Consider the following 17,988-nt stretch of genomic DNA (forward strand, 5'->3'; position numbering starts at 1 on the left):
GCAAGATTTACCAGAAATACGATCTGTAATGCATAGCCGCCACCTATAAGCGAGGCTCTCTTGGGTCCGCTGTTGAGTATTTGTTGCGCCGGTGCCAGTACCGCGCGACCGGAGTGCACTTGCGATGAGGATCTACGAGGCGATCGTCAAGGGGTTGGAAAGTGCCGGTGTTGGCGCAGCATTTGGCGGCGCTGGGGAAAATGCCGCTGGTCTGATGCTGGCCCTTAAGCATTCAAAGCAGATCAGGCCAATCATCACACGCAATGAGCAGGCGGCGTCTTTTATGGCGTGTGGCTACGCGATGTATTCTGGCCATCTTGGCGTTTGCTTCGCGACAGCCGGCCCCGGTGCATTCAATCTTTTTTCGGGGTTGGCGGTCGCAATGTCCGATTCCTATCCCGTGTTGGCGATCTCCGGTTTTTCGTCACTCAATTGGAAGGGCAAGGGCGCGTTGAACGAAACATCCGGCCTCAGGCGCACGCCTGATTCCCAGACGATGTTTGCCGCGACGACAAAGAAGTCGTATCTCCTCGATGACGCTTCCGAGGTTTGCTATGTTCTGGAAGAAGCCGTCAATCTGGCTTTTGAGGGACGCCCAGGCCCTGTCCATATCCATGTTCCCGAGAACCTGACCGACCGGAGCGTTTCGGTACACAACTACCGGGATATAGACCTTCACATCAAAGCCGTGCTTCCCGAACTTGCGAGAGTCGAGGAGGTAAGCTCTCGGTTGATCAAGGCACTGTCCAAAGGCAAAAGGGTGCTGGCCCTTATTGGCTTCGGAGCAATACGCAGCAATGCGGGGCCGCAATTGCAGGCTCTTCTGGAACGCTACCAGATTCCCTTCGTCACCACACTGGACGGCAAGGGCATCATCGCGGAGCGCCATCCGCTTTCGATTGGCGTATTTTGCGACAGTGGTCACAAGGCCGCCCGGAAAGCCTTCCAGGAGGCCGATGTCATCCTTGCGGTTGGGAATTCCTTCGCCCAGCATGCAACATTCAATTTTCGCGAAGATCTTCTTAACGACAAGCAACTCATTCACATCAACATCGATGCGGGCGAGATTGATAAAGTCTACAAGTCGGATGCGGCTATCATAGCGGATGCGAGACTTGCCATAGAGGCGCTGCTGGACAGGATGTCTCCCTCACTCGATCCGCTGCCGCCGCGCGCGTTCAAGCGTTATGACTACAGCAAAGACAAAATTGTCGATCTGATCGGCAAGATCCACCCTGGCCAGATGGCGCAGGCGATCTCCAGGCGGCTCCCCGAGAATGCTATCGTGCTCGCCGATGCAGGCGCCCACTTGGCATGGCTCGGATATTATCTTGAGCTCACGCCAGATCAGCATTTCCGCAAGCCTGGCGGCTTTGGCCCCATGGCTGGCAGTGTCAATGGCGCACTTGGCGTCAAATGTGCTCATCCCGATAAACCCGTCATCGTTGGGTGCGGCGACGGGTGTTACCTGTTATCGGGTTTTGAACTCCTGACTGCCGTGCAATACGGCCTTCCCATTATCTGGATTATCTTCAACGACGGTGAGTTTAAACTCATCAAGATATATCAGATCGCGACGTATCGTGAATCCGGTCTGGTGGAGTTCAATAATCCTGACTATGTCGCTTACGCCAAAGCATGCGGTGCGATGGGTTTTCGCGTGGAGACGCTTAAGGAATTCGAGGCGGCTTTCGAGGCGGCGCTTGTCCTTAACAAACCCGTCATTATCGACGCCCATATCTCTCGCCTGGAGCTCCCCCACTACAGTTCATCGCCCGAGGGGGTGCTGGCAGGTTTGGTCGAAAGATTGGGCGAGAGGATCCATCGTGATTGAAGAGACTGTGTAGCCCGGTTCCAACCGATCGGGAGAGTTTTGATTTATGCCGGGACTACGCATTTTCAGGTCGTTGCGTAATGCAAGGGGGAAAGTGAGACAATGTCGACGTGGCGTGAAGAGTATCAAGGTGATCCCGAGGCCGAACGGGTGATGTTCGAGCGCTTGGCCCAGGACATGATGGGCGTCCAGCTCAAGACCAAGAAATACAGCAGTGCTCCCACAATTCAGCGGGCATTTCATAGCAAGGCGATCTTTGCCGCAATCGATGCCAAGCTGAAATTCCTGGAGGATCTTCCAGCCGATTTGTGTGCCGGATTCGTGAAGCCGGGGCAGTCCTATACGACCATTGTCCGTTTCTCGAATGCCAACGGATTTGGGCAAGCGGACTACAAGCCGGATATGCGTGGTGTCGCGCTTCGAATTCAGGTCTCTGAAAATGAACAGCATGATTTGCTGGCGACTAATTTCCCGGTTTCTCATGCGCGCAATGCGGAACAATTCGTGGCATTTGCGAAGGCAACAGCGGGCGGCATCTTGAGCAAAGTTGCCGGACTGGTGTGCCTGCTGTTCAAGTTCGGACCCTCCGAGGTCATACGCATGCTCCGCAACGTCACCGCGGCCCGCAAGCGCAAAGTCTCCAGTTTGGCCCTTGAGACGTATTGGAGCAGAGGGGCCATTCGCTGGGGCGAGACGCTCGCTGTGCGCTATTTGTTGCGGCCCGCTCCTGATGCGCCATCCGCACCCGAGCCATCGGACAAAGACCCCGGCTATCTGTCGAACGAATTCGCCCGTCGCCTCGATCGTGGCGATGTTCATTTCGAGCTATGCATTCAGCCCTATGTCGATCCTACCAAGACCCCGATAGAAGATACTGCCATTGAATGGACGACCACTGCCTCGCCTCCGGTCAAGGTCGCGGATCTCATGATATCGAAGCCAGGCGCAGGGATTGCTGAAGCTTTCACCGACGCGAGGCTGATTGACGAGCTCTCCTTCAATCCCTGGAATACAACCGACGAGTTCCGCCCGCTAGGCAATCTCAACCGGGCAAGGAAGGCGGTCTACGATGCGAGCTCCGCTCATCGCCATATTTATCGCTGGCGGTCCGAGTTGCCACTTCGAAACCGTGTTCTTGGCGGAGCCGCCCGGGCGGCCTTCGCCGTCGTAAATCGCTACGTTGAATGGCACAGACTGTCGTTGCGGCTTAGCCTGCTTAACCTCGACGCTTTTCGCCATGTTTTGCGCAATAGGAACCTGATCGACACCGAAATTGGTGAAGCGCCGCCGGCGGCTCGGCCCGTCCCGCCAACAGACGCCGGAGAGGACGTTCGTCAGGCGCGGACCTATGACGGCAGCTTCAACGATCTGTCACAGCCGAAGATGGGAGCGATCGGCTCGGCGTTTGGTAGAAACCTGAAACCAGACTTTGCGCCGGACCTGTTTGACACACCCAATCCTGTGACGGTGGCCCGGGAACTTCTTCATCGTGACACATTCATTCCAGCTCGTTCACTGAATATCCTTGCTGCCGCATGGATCCAGTTCCAGGTCCACGATTGGGTCAACCATGCGCGAAATCCGCTGGGCAAAGACGACGTTGTTGTCCCGTTGCCAAAAGGCATGACCTGGAAAAATTACGTTGGAGGGCCCGCCGAAGACGTCATGCGTATTGCGAGTAATGTGGCTGGGCGCGAACAGGGAGCTAATCGGCCGCCCATCTATTTCGGCAACAATGCCTCGCAATGGTGGGATGGGTCCGAGGTCTACGGCCCTGACAGTGTGAAAGCCGGATTGCTGCGCGATGGTCCAAAGCTCAAGCTGGTCGACGGGCACTTACCCGTCGACCTTAAAGGATTCGAGGTCACAGGCTTCAACGAGAGCTGGTGGTTGGGCCTCGGCGCGTTGCATACGCTATTCGCACGCGAGCACAATCTTCTGTGTGACGAACTCAGATCGAGATATCGCACCTGGGACGACGAACGCATCTACCAGACTGCGCGCCTTATTGTTTCCGCGCTTATCGCCAAGATTCACACGGTTGAATGGACGCCGGCGATTCTTGCGACGAGGGCAATAGACGTTGGTCTTTCGAGTAATTGGAATGGTCCTCCGGCGAATGACTGGCTGACAAAACTGGGCATCTGGCTGATTGACGCCCATGCCTTGACAGGAATTCCCAAGACATTGCCTGACCATCACGGAGCGCCGTACTCACTGACAGAAGACTTTGTCACCGTGTACCGCATGCATCCGCTGCTGCCGGACGACTATTGCTTTTATGACCACACAACCGGGACCAAGATCGCGGAAAGAGGTTTTCTGGATATCCAGGGTGCGGCTGCAGATGACTGCATGAGGGCGTTCGGTCTTCGGAATGCACTATATTCGTTTGGGATTGCTCATCCCGGTGCCATCACACTCCATAATTTTCCGCGTTCGCTCCTTGCGCTCGAACGCGACAACGAGATCATCGACCTTTCCGTTGTTGACCTGGTGCGAACGCGGCGCCGCGGCGTACCGCGTTACAATGACTTCCGCACCGGACTGCATCGGCCCAGGATCAAAAGCTGGGAAGAACTTACGACGAGCCCCGAAGACGTCCGCCTGCTGAAGGAGATTTATGGCAGCATCGATCGCGTCGATACGGTCGTCGGATTGTTCGCTGAGCCAGCCCCCGCCGGTTTCGGCTTTAGCGACACCGCCTTCCGCATCTTTATCCTGATGGCGTCGCGGCGGCTGCAAAGCGACCGGTTCCTGACTGTTGATTTCCGGCCCGAAATCTATTCACCGTTCGGAATGGACTGGATCGCGAGTAACAGCATGACCAGCGTCATCCTGCGTCATTGCCCCGACCTCGTCTCGGTTCTGCCCCGTACGGGCAGTGCTTTCGCGCCCTGGCGCCCGATCTTTCCGAGCAGCAAGGGAGTTCCTCCAGAAAGACCATCATGACTGACACACATGAAACTGAGGCTGCATCGGCCAACGGCTCTTCGGCAGCTTCCACCGGACACCCTGGGCTTGATGCCTTCCTTAAAAGGCCGCTGATCGATACGATCTGGCGACGTCGAACCCATCGTGTCAGCCAGGGAAGTTCGGTTTTGGCTGGCACAATGTCCTATGCGTCAATCCGGCCCCGCGAACCGCTATCAGAGTTGGAAGAGGCAGTTCTGATCGCCATGACAGGTTGCACCGGTCTGACAATGCCGGACCGCCCGTTCGAGGATCCGGAGACGCATCAGCCGATCATGGCCAAGCCGAACCTGAACATGTACGGGCGCACGGCGGGCAGCCCCGACAATGCACAAGGTACGCATTTCTTCCTGATAAACGATACCGGCACCTATTTTCTTCGCAACCTGCCTCCCCCGCAAGACGGTGAGACTGCTTTCAGTAAAGAACGGCTCATGCGGCGAGCTGGTGAAGCCAAGGTCCGAATCCTGGATCGCCGGCTGGATGTAGCTCAAGGCAAGCGCGATTTCCCGGCATATCTTGATTCCAATCGCTTCTTGTCGAACTTGCCGGGCACCACCGTGCTCCTTCCGGTGGTGGATCTGTCGCGGCAATATATCAACGGGCTGATGTACCTTCTGACTCAACCGGATGGCGCGAGGCCGGCGATCGTGGACGATCGTAACTTCTACCGTTCGGCGGGCGTGAAACGCTGGGTTAAGAAGGGTTTTCTCAACAAGGATCTGAAGGTCCCACTTGGCGCCATCGGCTCGTTGCGCACACAGATCGAGGCAGACCTTTTGCTTCAGAATCTGTTCTTGGCCGCCGATGCGATGGGGCTTGGGGGCTGGATCCATGCTTCCATCAGCCCACCAGTGCTCATCGGCGATCCCAAGTTCACAAAAGACTATGGTTCGATGCTCGGATTTGACGTTGTCACGCCGCGATGGCGCATCATGGACCTGCTACGCTGGCACGTGCCATTGCCGCGATTTTCAAACGTGCGAAGCAACCCGATTGGCCTGCGATACAAGGGAGAATACCTGATCAAAGGCATGTCACCGCCATATTACGATTCGATGGCAGATGCCGTACAGGCTGTCATCACGGACAAATTTGGAGACAAGGGTCTTTATATGGACAAATCATTGTTCTCCAGGATTTACAAGGGCAGCTACGGTGATCGTTATTTGGCCGAGGCCGCTGTCTATAGCCCGCAAGTGATCGAATGCGTGCAAGACATCTGCACATACATCTATGACACCCATGGCCGGTTCCCGGCCCACTGCGACGCTATTCACATACCTGGTGTTTGGCTGCAGGTTCATCATGTCGATATAGAATATTATGAGCGCTTCTTCCGTAACGGGCTGACGGATGCGCACTATAATCATCACCGGGACTGGCACTAGCAAACGCTATCCCCGAACATCGGATCGGCGGTTCCTGATAGCTCTGGCAAAACAAAGTCGATCAGGTTATGTTTTCATTTGTGCAGGTATAGGTCTCATGGCCCCGCTCTTTGCACGGTGCCACTGGTGCCTTTCCCGCTCCGAACGAGATTGGGAGAATTGTTCATGGCACAATTTCATGTGATAGCTGGTGCAAGTGAAACAAGCGTCTATCCTGACGTGCGCCGAATTAGTGTAGCAGATGTTTTTGCCGCGCTTCGCGAAGGGCTGGACGACTTTTGGGAAAAGCCCTCACATTATGTTTTTCTCTGCCTGATTTATCCAATTGCCGGGCTGGTTCTCGCGCGTTGGACTTCGGGAGCCAATTTATTACCGCTTTTATTTCCATTGATGTCGGGCTTTGCCCTGATAGGGCCTTTCGCTGCGCTCGGCCTTTATGAGATCAGCAGGCGGCGGGAACTCAACCTCGATACGTCGTGGAAACATGCCCTGGAAGTCAGGCAATCGCCGGCTATACCTTCCATCGTGGCCGTTGGCGTAATGCTGTTTGTATTCTTCATTGCGTGGATACTGACCGCTCAAGCACTTTATACCAATCTTTTCGGGCCGCAGGCGCCGGAATCCATCAGCGCCTTCATGGATCAGGTCTTCAACACCCCCGAAGGGCAGAGAATGATCATCCTCGGAAATGCGATTGGCTTCGTCTTCGCTGTCATCGTGCTTTGCACAACCGTCATCGCGTTTCCGCTTCTGCTCGACCGCGACGTCGGGGCGTTGGCGGCGGTCGTCACTTCAATCAAAGCCGTTCTGGTTAATCCTGTCGAAATGGCACTTTGGGGCTTGATCGTTGCTGCACTTCTGCTGGTTGGCTTTCTGACATTGTTCGTCGGTCTGGCTATCTTCATACCAGTGCTGGGACATGCGACATGGCATCTCTATCGCAAGGTTGTTGTACCTCTGCCACGCGAAGCTGCAAACCAGCCCAGGTAACCATTTGCCAGAAGATAGAATCGGCGCGGCTGCAAATGCCGCGCCGTTATGTATCTATGGAGCTGCGCCGAAGGAAGCCAACCGGGTGAAGAGCGTGTAATTCGCCTCCGAAACCATCATTGCCACGAAGACGAGCACCAATATAGGCGGCAGCAGCACGGCGTAAACAAGAGCCAGTCGTTCCCAAGCCATGTGCATGAAAATCGCAACGATTAAGCCTGCCTTCAAGACCATGAAGAGCAGTATCAATGTCCATCTGAGATAGCCCTGCACGTGGAGATAATCTACCAGATATGAAAAAAGGCTAAGAACGAACAGCAACCCCCAGACGACGAGGTAGAGCTTGATCGGATGTTGCTGATGTTCCGTGTGCGTTGCAGTTTGTGCCATAGCGTGACCTCACCACAGGTAGAAGAAAGCGAAGATGAAGACCCAGACCAGGTCGACGAAATGCCAGTAAAGGCCAGTGATTTCCACGATTTCGTAATTGCCCTTTCTGCTCGTGAAAAAGCCGCGCCTCTCCTGGTCGAAATCTCCACGCCAGACCTTGCGGGCAATGATGATCAGGAAAATGACGCCGAACGTCACATGGGTTCCATGGAATCCGGTGATCATGAAAAAGGTCGAGCCGAATTGAGCGGCGCCCCATGGGTTCTCCCAGGGGCGGACACCTTCCGAAATCAGTTTGGTCCACTCGAACGCCTGCATTCCAACGAATGTTGCGCCAAACAGAGCCGTCAACAGCATGAGCGCAGCCGTTTTGCGGCGATCGCGCCTGTAGCCAAAATTGACAGCCATCGCCATCGTCCCGCTGCTGCTGATGAGCACGAAAGTCATGATCGCAATTAGGATAAGTGGCACTTCCTGTCCGCCGATATTTAGCGCGAAGACTTCGCTTGGATTGGGCCAAGGCACCGTCGTGGACATGCGCGCGGTCATATAGGCAAGAAGAAAACATCCAAAGATGAAGGTGTCGCTGAGGAGGAATATCCACATCATGGCTTTGCCCCAGGAAACGTTCTTGAACGTCCGCTGGTCCGAGGCCCAATCTGCGGCAAAGCCACTTAATCCTGATGGCCGCGGGAGGGCAGGGGTGGCACTGGGCTTTGTTTTGGCGGATTCATGCATGGTCACACCCCTACGTTAGCAATTGCCGGCAGATATCGACAAAATCATTCGCCCAACCCGCGAACAGGGCAAAAAGGATCAGCCAGACGAGCAGCATGAAATGCCAATACATGGCACAAAGCTCGACGCTCAAGCGCACGCGGTCCGGCCGGGCGCCTTCCCATGCCTTCAGTGTCGTGCGGCTGAGAGCAACGAGACCGCCCAGAATATGAAGGCCATGCATGCCGGTAATCAGATAGAAGAAACTGTTCGCTGGATTGTCGGCAAGCACATAACCGGCCCGGGTCAATTCGCGCCACGCGAAGACCTGTCCGACGAGAAAAACCACACCTGTCACAAGGCCTGCCAGAAGAGCGATCTTCATGACCCCGGTCTGATTTTTATGGGCTTCTGTTTTCGCCCGCTGCAAAGCGATACTGCTTACCATCAACACGCCCGTATTAACCCAAAGCAGCCCGGGGATGGGAATTGCCCACCAATCCTCGACGCCCATCCGCATGAAATAAGCGCTGATGAAGAGCGTGAACAAAGCGCCGACGACGGCCAGAAAGACGCCAAGACCTATTTTGGCGGTTGCTATGGGAGATCTGTCATAGCGGGGGGCATCGCCAGCATTCCCTACCTCGAGCCAAGGTTTCGAGGTCAGGCGTTGCTGGGCCATCCACCACGTTATGACAACGGCAATCCCGGCCAAGAAAATCAGCATGGCGCTCATGACGCATTTTCCATGGATAGCCGGTCGGGGTTGGGCTGGTTCTGCGGAATGAAATCCTGCGGAGCACCGGGGACACTGTAATCATAGGCCCAGCGATAGACCACCGGAAGTTCCTTGCCCCAGTTGCCATGGGGTGGTGGGGTTGTGGGGGTCTGCCATTCAAGGGTCGTCGCTCGCCATGGATTGCCGCCCGCTTCCTTGCCGTGCCGCAGGCTCCAGACCAGATTAAACAGGAACAGCATTTGCGCTGCACCCACCGTGAGCGCCATTAGCGTGATGAATACATTCAGATCATGAGCCGATGGGGGGTTAACTGCCGACTCGCCCAGTTCATAATAACGCCGGGGTGCTCCGAGCAGACCCAGATAATGCATGGGGAAGAAGATGAGATAAGCACCAAGGAACGTGACCCAGAAATGGATCCGTCCCATGATCTCGTCCAGCATGCGTCCCGTGATCTTGGGATACCAGTGATAGATCGCACCGAATATGACCATAATTGGTGCGACGCCCATCACCATGTGAAAATGCGCGACAACAAACATCGTATCGGAAAGCGGGACGTCGACGACCACGTTGCCGAGAAACAGCCCCGTCAGGCCGCCATTGACGAAGGTAACGATGAAACCAAGGGCAAACAGCATTGGGATGGTGAGATGGATATCGCCGCGCCACAGTGTGAGCACCCAATTATAAACCTTGATAGCGGTTGGAACCGCGATGATCAGTGTCGTGGTTGCGAAGAAGAATCCGAAGTTCGGGTTCATGCCGCTGACATACATGTGATGCGCCCAGACGATGAAACTCAGCGCACCAATGATGACGATCGCCCATACCATCATGCGATAGCCAAAAATATTTTTTCGTGCGTGAGTGCTGATCAGATCGGAGACAATGCCGAAGGCCGGCAGAGCGACGATGTAGACTTCAGGATGGCCGAAGAACCAGAACAGGTGCTGGAAGAGAATTGGGCTGCCACCGCCATGCTGTAGTTGTGTGCCCATTTCAACAATCGCCGGCATGAAAAAGCTGGTACCGAGAACAAGGTCGAAGAGCATCATGACCGAGGCAACAAACAGGGCAGGGAAGGCCAATAGCGCCATGACCGTTGCGGTAAAGATGCCCCAAATCGTCAAGGGCATGCGCATCAGCGTCATCCCGCGCGCACGGCCTTGCAAGACTGTGACCACGTAGTTCAACCCGCCCATGGTAAAGCCGATAATGAACAGAATGAGTGAAACCAGCATCAGGATGATGCCCCCACTCTGACCGCCGGGCGTGCCGGAAAGTATTGCTTGAGGTGGATAGAGCGTCCAGCCGGCGCCTGTCGGGCCGCCTGGCACAAAAAAGCCCGCAGCCAGAACGAGCACTGCAAGGAGATAAAGCCAGTAACTCAGCATGTTTGCATAAGGGAACACCATGTCCCGCGCACCCAGCATCAGCGGGATCAGATAATTGCCGAAACCACCCAGAAACAGTGCAGTCAGCAGGTAAATCACCATGATCATGCCGTGCATGGTAATGAACTGGTAATAGCGGTCAGCGTCGATGAAGGTGAAATAACCAGGGAAACCCAACTGCAATCGCATCAACCATGACAACACAAGCGCCACAAGTCCGATCGATATTGCGGTTAGCGAATACTGGATGGCTATGACCTTTGCGTCCTGACTGAAGACATAGGTCGTCCACCAGCTGTGCGGGTGGTAAAGCTCGACATCTTCGACTTCCGCTGCCGGGACGGTGTCGTCAATGCTGGATGGAATGTTGACCATCAATAGCCTCCCTGTTGTCTCGATCGCTCCTCCTCCCGAGGAACGATGCCACTCAATTCGTCGTCTGCACTTCCCCCGCCATCATTTGCGTGAATGTCTGCTGTTGCTGCAGCCAATTCTGATAGTCGGCTTCCGTGTCGACGACGACGGTTCCGCGCATCTGGGGGTGGCCAACGCCGCATAGTTCTGCGCAAAGAACCTCGAAGGTCCCTGTTCGGGTCGGTGTAAACCAGAAATAGGTGACCATGCCTGGAACCATGTCCATCTTGGCTCGGAATTCAGGTACATAGAAGTCGTGCAACACATCGATGGAGCGCAGCAGCATCTTAACCGGCTTCCCGACCGGTACGTGCAGTTCGCCGCCCGATATGATGATATCATCAAGACCGGCAGCGTCATTCTTGTTCAGTCCCAAAGGATTCTCAGTGCTGACATCGCGGGTCTCTGACGTTCCCAGCTTTCCATTGGCTCCGGGAAGGCGATAGCTCCACAGCCATTGCTGCCCGACCACTTCAACCTCGGTTGCATCGCTGGGAACCGTAACAAACTGGTTCCAAACGAACAGGCCAGGCGCCAGCATGGCGACGACGCCAATGGTGGTTACCGTGGCAAGCCAGAACTCCAGTTTTCTGTTTTCCGGTTCATAATGAGCACGGTTTCCTGGCTTGTGCCGAAAGCGGAAAACACAATAGGCAACAAACAACACCACTGCGGTGAACACAAATCCGGTGATCCAGAATGTAATGATGATTGTGTTATCGATGTAATGCCAGTTTGACGCGATAGGCGTCCACCACCACGGACTCAGCAAATGAAACAGAACTGACGCAAACGCTACTAGAACCAGAATAAGTACGACAGCCATTCCTTGTCCCCTCCCTGCCGCAATCGGCTGTGGACATGAACTTGCAATCTGTAGAAACTCAAGCCTAACATTGCACGAAGAAGAAAAACAGGCAATCGGGCTGGAAGACGCATAGGATCACCTGTTATCCTCTGCAATCATCCGTTTGCAGCGCGTAAGACATCCTCTGACTGGACTTCATGCAAGGCAGTATTTGTTGCTGCTTTCAGGACATCGACAAACGCCCGCAGATTGGCAGGGACCTGCCGGCGGCTGGGATGAAACAGATAGAAGCCGGGAAAAGGAGGTGACCATTCCTGGAGCAGCGGGACAAGCCGCCCGCTCGCAATATCATCCTGCATCCATTCTTCCATCCACAGTGTGATCCCCATGCCGTCGCGCGCGGCACGAAGAGCCACGCCGCAGTCATTGACAGTGAGTGAACCTTTAACCGCAACTTCGAACCATTTTCCGTCTTTCGCGAATTCCCAGTTGTAAAGCGTCTCACGGCCTGGTTGCTTCCAGGTGATGCAAGAATGATGCTGCAAATCGCCGGGTGTCTGCGGCGCGCCATTTCTGCGAAGATAATCTGGAGTCGCGACGGCAACTTGGCGCAAATCGGGGCCGATCCGGATCGCGATCATATCTTTCTCGATATACTCGCCAAGCCTAATACCGGCATCAAACCCACGCGCAAATATGTCATCAATAGCTTCGTCGCTTATGAGCTCAAGGTTGATATCCGGGTGGAGTTCCTGGAAACGAGGCAGGATCGGTTGAATGAGGTAGTTGATGGCCATATGCTGTGCACAGATGCGGAGGGTGCCGAACGGCTTGTCACGCAGGTTACCGATCTCCTCGAGTGCAGCATCAAATTCGTCGAACAACGGCAGGATTCTGTCGAGCAAATGACTGCCGGCTTCAGTCAGTGTCACGCTGCGGGTGGTCCTGTTGAACAGCCGGACCCCGAGCCGCTTCTCGAGATCGCGAATGATCTGACTCAATGCCGATGGCGAGACACCTATATCCCTTGCCGTACCGGAAAAGCTTCGGTGTTTGGCAATCGCCGCAAATGCCTTGAGACTGGAAAACTCGCTGCCGCGCATTCTGCACCTTCTTCTTAAAGACACTTCTGAATTATAATCAATTAATTAAACTATAATCCAACTCAATACTGATAGGAAGAGAACAACGCGGCGCGGCGCGAGCTGGTGAAAAATTTACGTGGGACTATGCTTATCTTTAACGCTAAAAGTCTGTTTCATTTGCCTGGATGTAAACTCTGTGATTAATTTGTATTGGAATACTATAGTTTGTTTGAAATGCAGTGCCGAAATCCAAAGCCGTAAGAATTCGGATTGTGATTCTGGTGTCTGATTGGCGTGTGAGCGTTACTTGAAGCCGCGCGATACAAATATCGCGCCGTTTGTTGGGGGCGGGACATGGCTGAAGCAACAAGCGCACGGCGTGTGCTGGTCAAGACTACGGCAGTGATTGCTGGCCAACGCTTGGCTCCCGGTACCGCAAAAACGGCTTTCACGGCCGAACCACTTTTTAAAAGCATAGGCCATGAGGCTGCTTTGGGTCTCTCGGCCGGTGCGACATGGCACGTCCTTTCAGCACCGGACGATGATGGTACGAATCCTTGGGATATCTGCCATTCCCTGCTTTCCAGCGGACTGGGCGTGACGGGCGGTTCAGTAGAATTCGCTGAGCCGGATCTGCAGCAGCGCTGGTTGATGGGGGATGAGAAAGCCCTGGGCATCGGATTGACGGCGGGATGCGATCGGGCCAGTCCGCAAAGCTCGAACTATCCACGCGACGCAGATAATTTCTGGCTGAAGAAGCGCAGCCATTCCCAGTTTGATGATGCACTTGCAGAGGTGGGGCAGCCTGGCGATCGAAACCGGGTGCGCATCGCCCATTTGGATACCGGATACGATCCGCGGCATCGCAGTCTGCCTGCTCATATGAATTTGCGCCTCCAACGGAATTTTGTCGAGGCAGACCGGCCAAACGATGCGACAGACACCACATCGGAAACGGCCTTATCAAATCCCGGTCATGGAACGGGGACGTTGAGCATCCTTGCAGGCAAGGCTTTTGGCTCGACGTCAACTATCGGATGTGCACCGAACGCAGAGGTGGTGCCTGTGCGCGTGGCCAATAGCGTTGTCCTGTTCTCCAATAGCTCGATCGCCAAGGCAATGGATTACATTCACGGCTTATGTGCCAATCCAGCGACCCGCGTTCACGTCATTACGATGAGCATGGGAGGGCTGGCTTCGCGGGCATGGGCGGACGCCGTCAACGCTCTTTATGAACGCGGCGTGTTCATTGTTGCGGCTGCAGGCAACAACTTTGCAAACTTGCCGACGCGCAACATTGTCTATCCAGCGAGGTTCAATAGGGTCGTTGCAGCCTGTGGTGTGATGGCAAATCATGCGCCTTACGCCGATTTGCCGGCGGCTATCATGGCCGGCAATTACGGACCCGCCTCAAAGATGAAGACCGCCATCGCGGCTTGCACACCGAACACACCCTGGGCTCGAAAAGGCTGTCCCGCCATCGTCGACTTTGATGGAAATGGCACCTCATCGGCCACACCGCAGGTGGCTGCGTCTGCAGCGCTCTGGATTCAGAACAATATGACCAGACTTGCCGCGTATCGTGAGGACTGGATGCGCGCGGAAGCGGTCCGTCAGGCCTTGTTCCTATCGGCCCGGACAGGCGGAGATTTGCGCCGTCTCGGACGCGGTGAACTCCAGGCGCTCGCCGCCTTGGACATTTTGCCAGCGAGAGCATCGGATCTCGTGAAGGCGCCTGTCGATAGTGCCAGTTTCTCCATTTTGAATGTGCTGACCGGAGTGGATTTTGGGGCAACATCCGAGCCGGGCCGTCAAATGCTCGAGCTTGAGGCGCTTCAGCTGTCCCAATCAGCGGGTGTCGAGGCGGTGCTTCCTGATCCCTCCATCGATCCGCAATCGCTTAGCACAAAGGACAAGCTGAATATTGCAGAAGCACTGCTGGCGCAGCCGGGCATCTCGCAAACATTGCGCGAGACACTGGCAGGCGCGATGCGTACCTCGGCACCCGTGACGTCGCTTCCGGTCGCCGAAGATGCAGTAACCCGGTTTCACCTTAAAGCTGCCATGGATCCGGACGTGCCGGCCCCGATGCGCCGCCGCCTGCGAGTCTTTGCCTTCGATCCGTCGCTTGCAACGGACCCGGACACCGTCGCAATAAATCAGGCGACTTTGGACGTTAAGTGGGAGCCGGGCCTGAATCCTGGACCTGTGGGCGAGTATATCGAAGTTATCGATATAGACCCGGCCAGTCGCTGCGCCTACGCCCCCGTGGATCTGAACCACAAGCATCTCTTGCCGCAGGACGGGCTGGCTCCATCGGAAGGAAACCCGCAGTTTCATCAGCAGATGACCTACGCAGTCGCGATGAGGACGATCGAATATTTTGAACGCGCGCTTGGACGATCAGCCCTTTGGTCGCCGCGTTTAACAATAATGGCTGGCAGATTGCATCAGCAATATGTCCAGCGTCTGCGGATCTATCCGCATGCGACCCGCGCTCGGAATGCGTACTACAGCCCGGATCGAAAGGCCCTCCTTCTCGGCTATTTTACCGCCGCAGAGAAAACGGCGGGCCTGGGACTTCCTCACGGGGTTGTTTTCACAGCTCTGTCCCATGACGTTATTGCCCACGAGACGACGCACGCCCTGTTGGATGGTCTACATACCCGTTTTCGCGAACCAACCAATCCGGATGTGTTGGCTTTTCACGAAGCATTCGCGGATATTGTAGCTCTATTCCAGCACTTCACCTTGCCGGAGGCACTGCGTCATCAGATCAGCCGTACCCGAGGTGACCTCAGCCAAGAGAATCTGCTTGCCGAACTTGCCATTGAATTTGGCCAGGCTGTGAGTGGTGGCTACGGGGCGCTCCGGGACGCCATAGGAACACGTGACAAGGACGATAACTGGGTAGCCAGGAAACCCCAGCCCACGGATTATGATGCCAGCAAGGAACCGCACGCCCTTGGGGCGGTGTTGGTGTCTGCGGTCTTCGCTGCTTTCCTCTCGATCTACAAGGCAAGGATGACGGATCTGGTAAGGTTGGCAACACAGGGTGCCGGCGTTTTGCCGCCAGGCGATATCCCAATCGATCTTGCCAACCGCATGGCGGACGAAGCGAGTAAGGTGGCGGGGCAGGTTCTGAAAATGTGCATACGGGCACTGGATTATTGTCCGCCTGTGGACATCACCTTCGGGGATTACCTGCGGGCACTCATAACGGCCGATCGCGACCTCGTGCCAGATGATCCCCGGGGTTATCGCGTTGCCTTTGTGGCGGCCTTCCGGGACCGGGGCATCTATCCGTCCGGCGTCCGGCACCTGTCTCCAGGCAATCTTGTCTGGGAGTCGCCACCGCTTCCTCTGAGAAATCTTTCAGAGATCGTTACGCGAATGAAGCTGACTTGGAATCTGGACAGCGATCGGCGATCCGCCTACGAGGTGTCACAGAAGAATGCTGCAACTTTTCACGCTTGGCTTATTTCTTCCAAGCAGGTTTCAGATGATGAACTTGCAGTGCTCGGACTAGTGCGGCGAAGCCAGCCCATGACGATCGGAAATATCAAAGGCACCATACGGGGCATAGAGGTTCATTCCGTGCGCCCTGCACGGCGCATTGGCCCCGATGGCCAGAGCCGAACGGATCTCGTTGTAGAGATCACCCAGACTTTCAAGCCGGATGCAGACCAAGGCGGACTCTATCGTGGTGGTTGCACGCTTATCATAGATCTTGAGACGAATACTGTCCGCTATTGCATCAGGAAGCGCGTTACGAGTGCCCAGCGATTGAGCCAGCAAGCGGCATTTCGCTTGCAACAAGACTTCGGCCTGAGGCTGCAATACTTCAGTGAGTCTCCAGCGGGCAATGAACCTTTTGCATTGCTGCACGGTGCATTGGGAGGCAAGGGTGGCTAAGAGGAAGAGAATTGCCAAATCCCAAGCGTCCGGCGCGGGTAAGGATCATCGAGCTACGGTCCGCATGTACAGGCAGGGCATGGGTGACTGTTTCCTGATCACAATCCCGCGCAAGAATAAAAAGCCATTCCGAATCCTTATCGATTGCGGTGTCATTCTCGGCACCAGCGATGCGGCCGGGAAAATGATCCAGGTCGCCAAGGATGTCGCCGAGGAAGCCGAAGGGCACATTGATATTCTCCTGGCAACGCACCAGCATTGGGATCACCTCTCCGGGTTTGTCCAAGCTTTTGAAATGTTCGCGACGTTGACGGTAGATGAGGTCTGGGTTGCATGGACCGAGGATCCGGATGACGTTCTCGCCGGCGAACTGCGGCGGGAACGTGTCCAGGCAATTGCGGCTCTCAAATTGAGTGCCGCAGCAATGACGATGGCTGGCGATGAGGCTGGTGCGGGTGAGATTGGCGATCTGCTCGGATTTTTCGGTGCGGCAGGGGGTGCATCCACTCAAGATGCATTGAATGCAGTCATGAAAATGGGAAAAGTGCGCTACTGCCGTGCGACGGACGATCCCGTCCATCTTTCAGATACTGACATCAGGCTTTATATCCTGGGGCCACCCCATGATCCCAAGCAGATACGGAAAACTCTCCCATCGGCGCGCGATCCAGAGACATATGGTGTTGCCGCGCATCAACTTGGCGCAAGCGTGTCGGCGGCGCTCAACCCTGATGACAACAGCACACCGTTCAGTGATATCCGATCAATCCCTCTTTCAATCACAAAGGGAATGGATTTCTTTCGAAAGTGGTATTGGGGACCGGGTGACAGCGCGCTCGACTGGCGCAAGATCGACACGGCATGGCTTGATGGGGCTTCGGAGCTTGCCCTGGCTCTTGACAGTGCAACGAACAACACAAGTCTTGTGCTTGCGATCGAACTTTCGGACGGCGATGTCCTGTTGTTCGTAGCGGACGCGCAAGTTGGGAACTGGCTGTCATGGCGGGAACTCAGTTGGGAGGTGCAAGGCAGGAAAGTCACCGGGCCGGATCTGCTCGCGCGAACCGTTTTCTACAAGGTCGGACACCATGGAAGCCATAATGCGACGCTGCGCGCGGATGGCCTTGAGCTAATGAAGAATTTGTCGATCGCAGCCATTCCGGTCGACCATGCTATGGCTATTAAGAAGCGATGGGGCAAGATACCGCTTCCGGAATTGGTGGCAGCACTTGAACGTGCGGCCAAGGGCGGTGTTATCCGTATCGACGAAACCCCCGATCCGCCACTTCGAAATGTTACGGCGACGGATTTGTACTTCGACATTTCGTTTTGATT

12 protein-coding genes are annotated in these 17,988 nt (G+C 55.3%); 6 read left to right on the plus strand and 6 right to left on the minus strand.

Going from position 1 to position 17,988, the window contains the following annotated elements; all coding sequences use genetic code 11:
- Positions 1-124 precede the first annotated feature (124 nt).
- From CU103_RS18930 to CU103_RS18945, 4 genes are all read left to right on the plus strand, one after another.
- Complete coding sequence (locus CU103_RS18930) at positions 125-1,834, plus strand: thiamine pyrophosphate-binding protein (RefSeq protein ID WP_106665603.1); 1,710 nt, start codon at positions 125-127, stop codon at positions 1,832-1,834.
- Positions 1,835-1,936: 102 nt separating this feature from the next.
- Entirely contained in the window at positions 1,937-4,786 is a 2,850-nt protein-coding gene (locus tag CU103_RS18935; protein WP_106665604.1) for a peroxidase family protein, read from the plus strand.
- The gene (locus CU103_RS18940) at positions 4,783-6,198 is read left to right on the plus strand and encodes a hypothetical protein (RefSeq protein ID WP_245448882.1); all 1,416 of its coding nucleotides are present in this window, start codon (positions 4,783-4,785) and stop codon (positions 6,196-6,198) included. Before CU103_RS18935 ends, CU103_RS18940 begins: the two co-directional genes overlap by 4 nt.
- Before the next feature lie 165 nt (positions 6,199-6,363).
- Positions 6,364-7,188, plus strand: coding sequence for a DUF2189 domain-containing protein (locus CU103_RS18945; protein WP_106665605.1), 825 nt, complete (start codon positions 6,364-6,366; stop codon positions 7,186-7,188).
- A 54-nt stretch (positions 7,189-7,242) separates the two neighbouring features.
- On the opposite strand, the gene CU103_RS18950 is transcribed toward CU103_RS18945, so the two are convergent.
- The 6 genes from CU103_RS18950 to CU103_RS18975 form a co-directional block, all read right to left on the minus strand.
- Entirely contained in the window at positions 7,243-7,578 is a 336-nt protein-coding gene (locus CU103_RS18950; RefSeq protein WP_106665606.1) for a cytochrome C oxidase subunit IV family protein, read from the minus strand.
- Between the two features lie 9 nt (positions 7,579-7,587).
- Entirely contained in the window at positions 7,588-8,316 is a 729-nt protein-coding gene (locus CU103_RS18955; RefSeq protein WP_106665607.1) for a heme-copper oxidase subunit III family protein, read from the minus strand.
- Between the two features lie 10 nt (positions 8,317-8,326).
- Positions 8,327-9,031: a cytochrome c oxidase subunit 3 gene (locus CU103_RS18960; protein ID WP_106665608.1), complete on the minus strand. Its 705-nt coding sequence runs from the start codon at positions 9,029-9,031 to the stop codon at positions 8,327-8,329.
- Positions 9,028-10,806: a cytochrome c oxidase subunit I gene (gene ctaD / locus CU103_RS18965; protein ID WP_162707165.1), complete on the minus strand. Its 1,779-nt coding sequence runs from the start codon at positions 10,804-10,806 to the stop codon at positions 9,028-9,030. The genes CU103_RS18960 and ctaD overlap by 4 nt, the downstream gene beginning before the upstream one ends.
- Before the next feature lie 52 nt (positions 10,807-10,858).
- Positions 10,859-11,671 (minus strand): cytochrome c oxidase subunit II, encoded by an 813-nt coding sequence (locus CU103_RS18970; protein ID WP_106665610.1) that lies wholly within the window; start codon positions 11,669-11,671, stop codon positions 10,859-10,861.
- A gap of 137 nt (positions 11,672-11,808) precedes the next feature.
- Positions 11,809-12,756 carry a LysR family transcriptional regulator gene (locus tag CU103_RS18975; protein WP_106665611.1) on the minus strand — a complete coding sequence of 316 codons (948 nt, stop codon included), beginning with the start codon at positions 12,754-12,756 and terminating at the stop codon, positions 11,809-11,811.
- A 336-nt stretch (positions 12,757-13,092) separates the two neighbouring features.
- Here CU103_RS18975 and CU103_RS18980 point away from each other — a divergent pair, with 336 nt between their 5' ends.
- Positions 13,093-16,653, plus strand: a complete 3,561-nt coding sequence (locus CU103_RS18980; protein ID WP_106665612.1) for a S8 family serine peptidase — start codon at positions 13,093-13,095, stop codon at positions 16,651-16,653.
- A complete protein-coding gene (locus CU103_RS18985; protein WP_146147814.1) occupies positions 16,646-17,986 on the plus strand; it encodes a ComEC/Rec2 family competence protein in 1,341 nt (446 codons plus the stop codon). The genes CU103_RS18980 and CU103_RS18985 overlap by 8 nt, the downstream gene beginning before the upstream one ends.
- The last annotated feature ends 2 nt before the right edge of the window (positions 17,987-17,988 follow it).

It is taken from the genome of Phyllobacterium sophorae (assembly GCF_003010965.1).
In the GTDB taxonomy this organism is placed as follows: Bacteria; Pseudomonadota; Alphaproteobacteria; order Rhizobiales; family Rhizobiaceae; genus Phyllobacterium; species Phyllobacterium sophorae.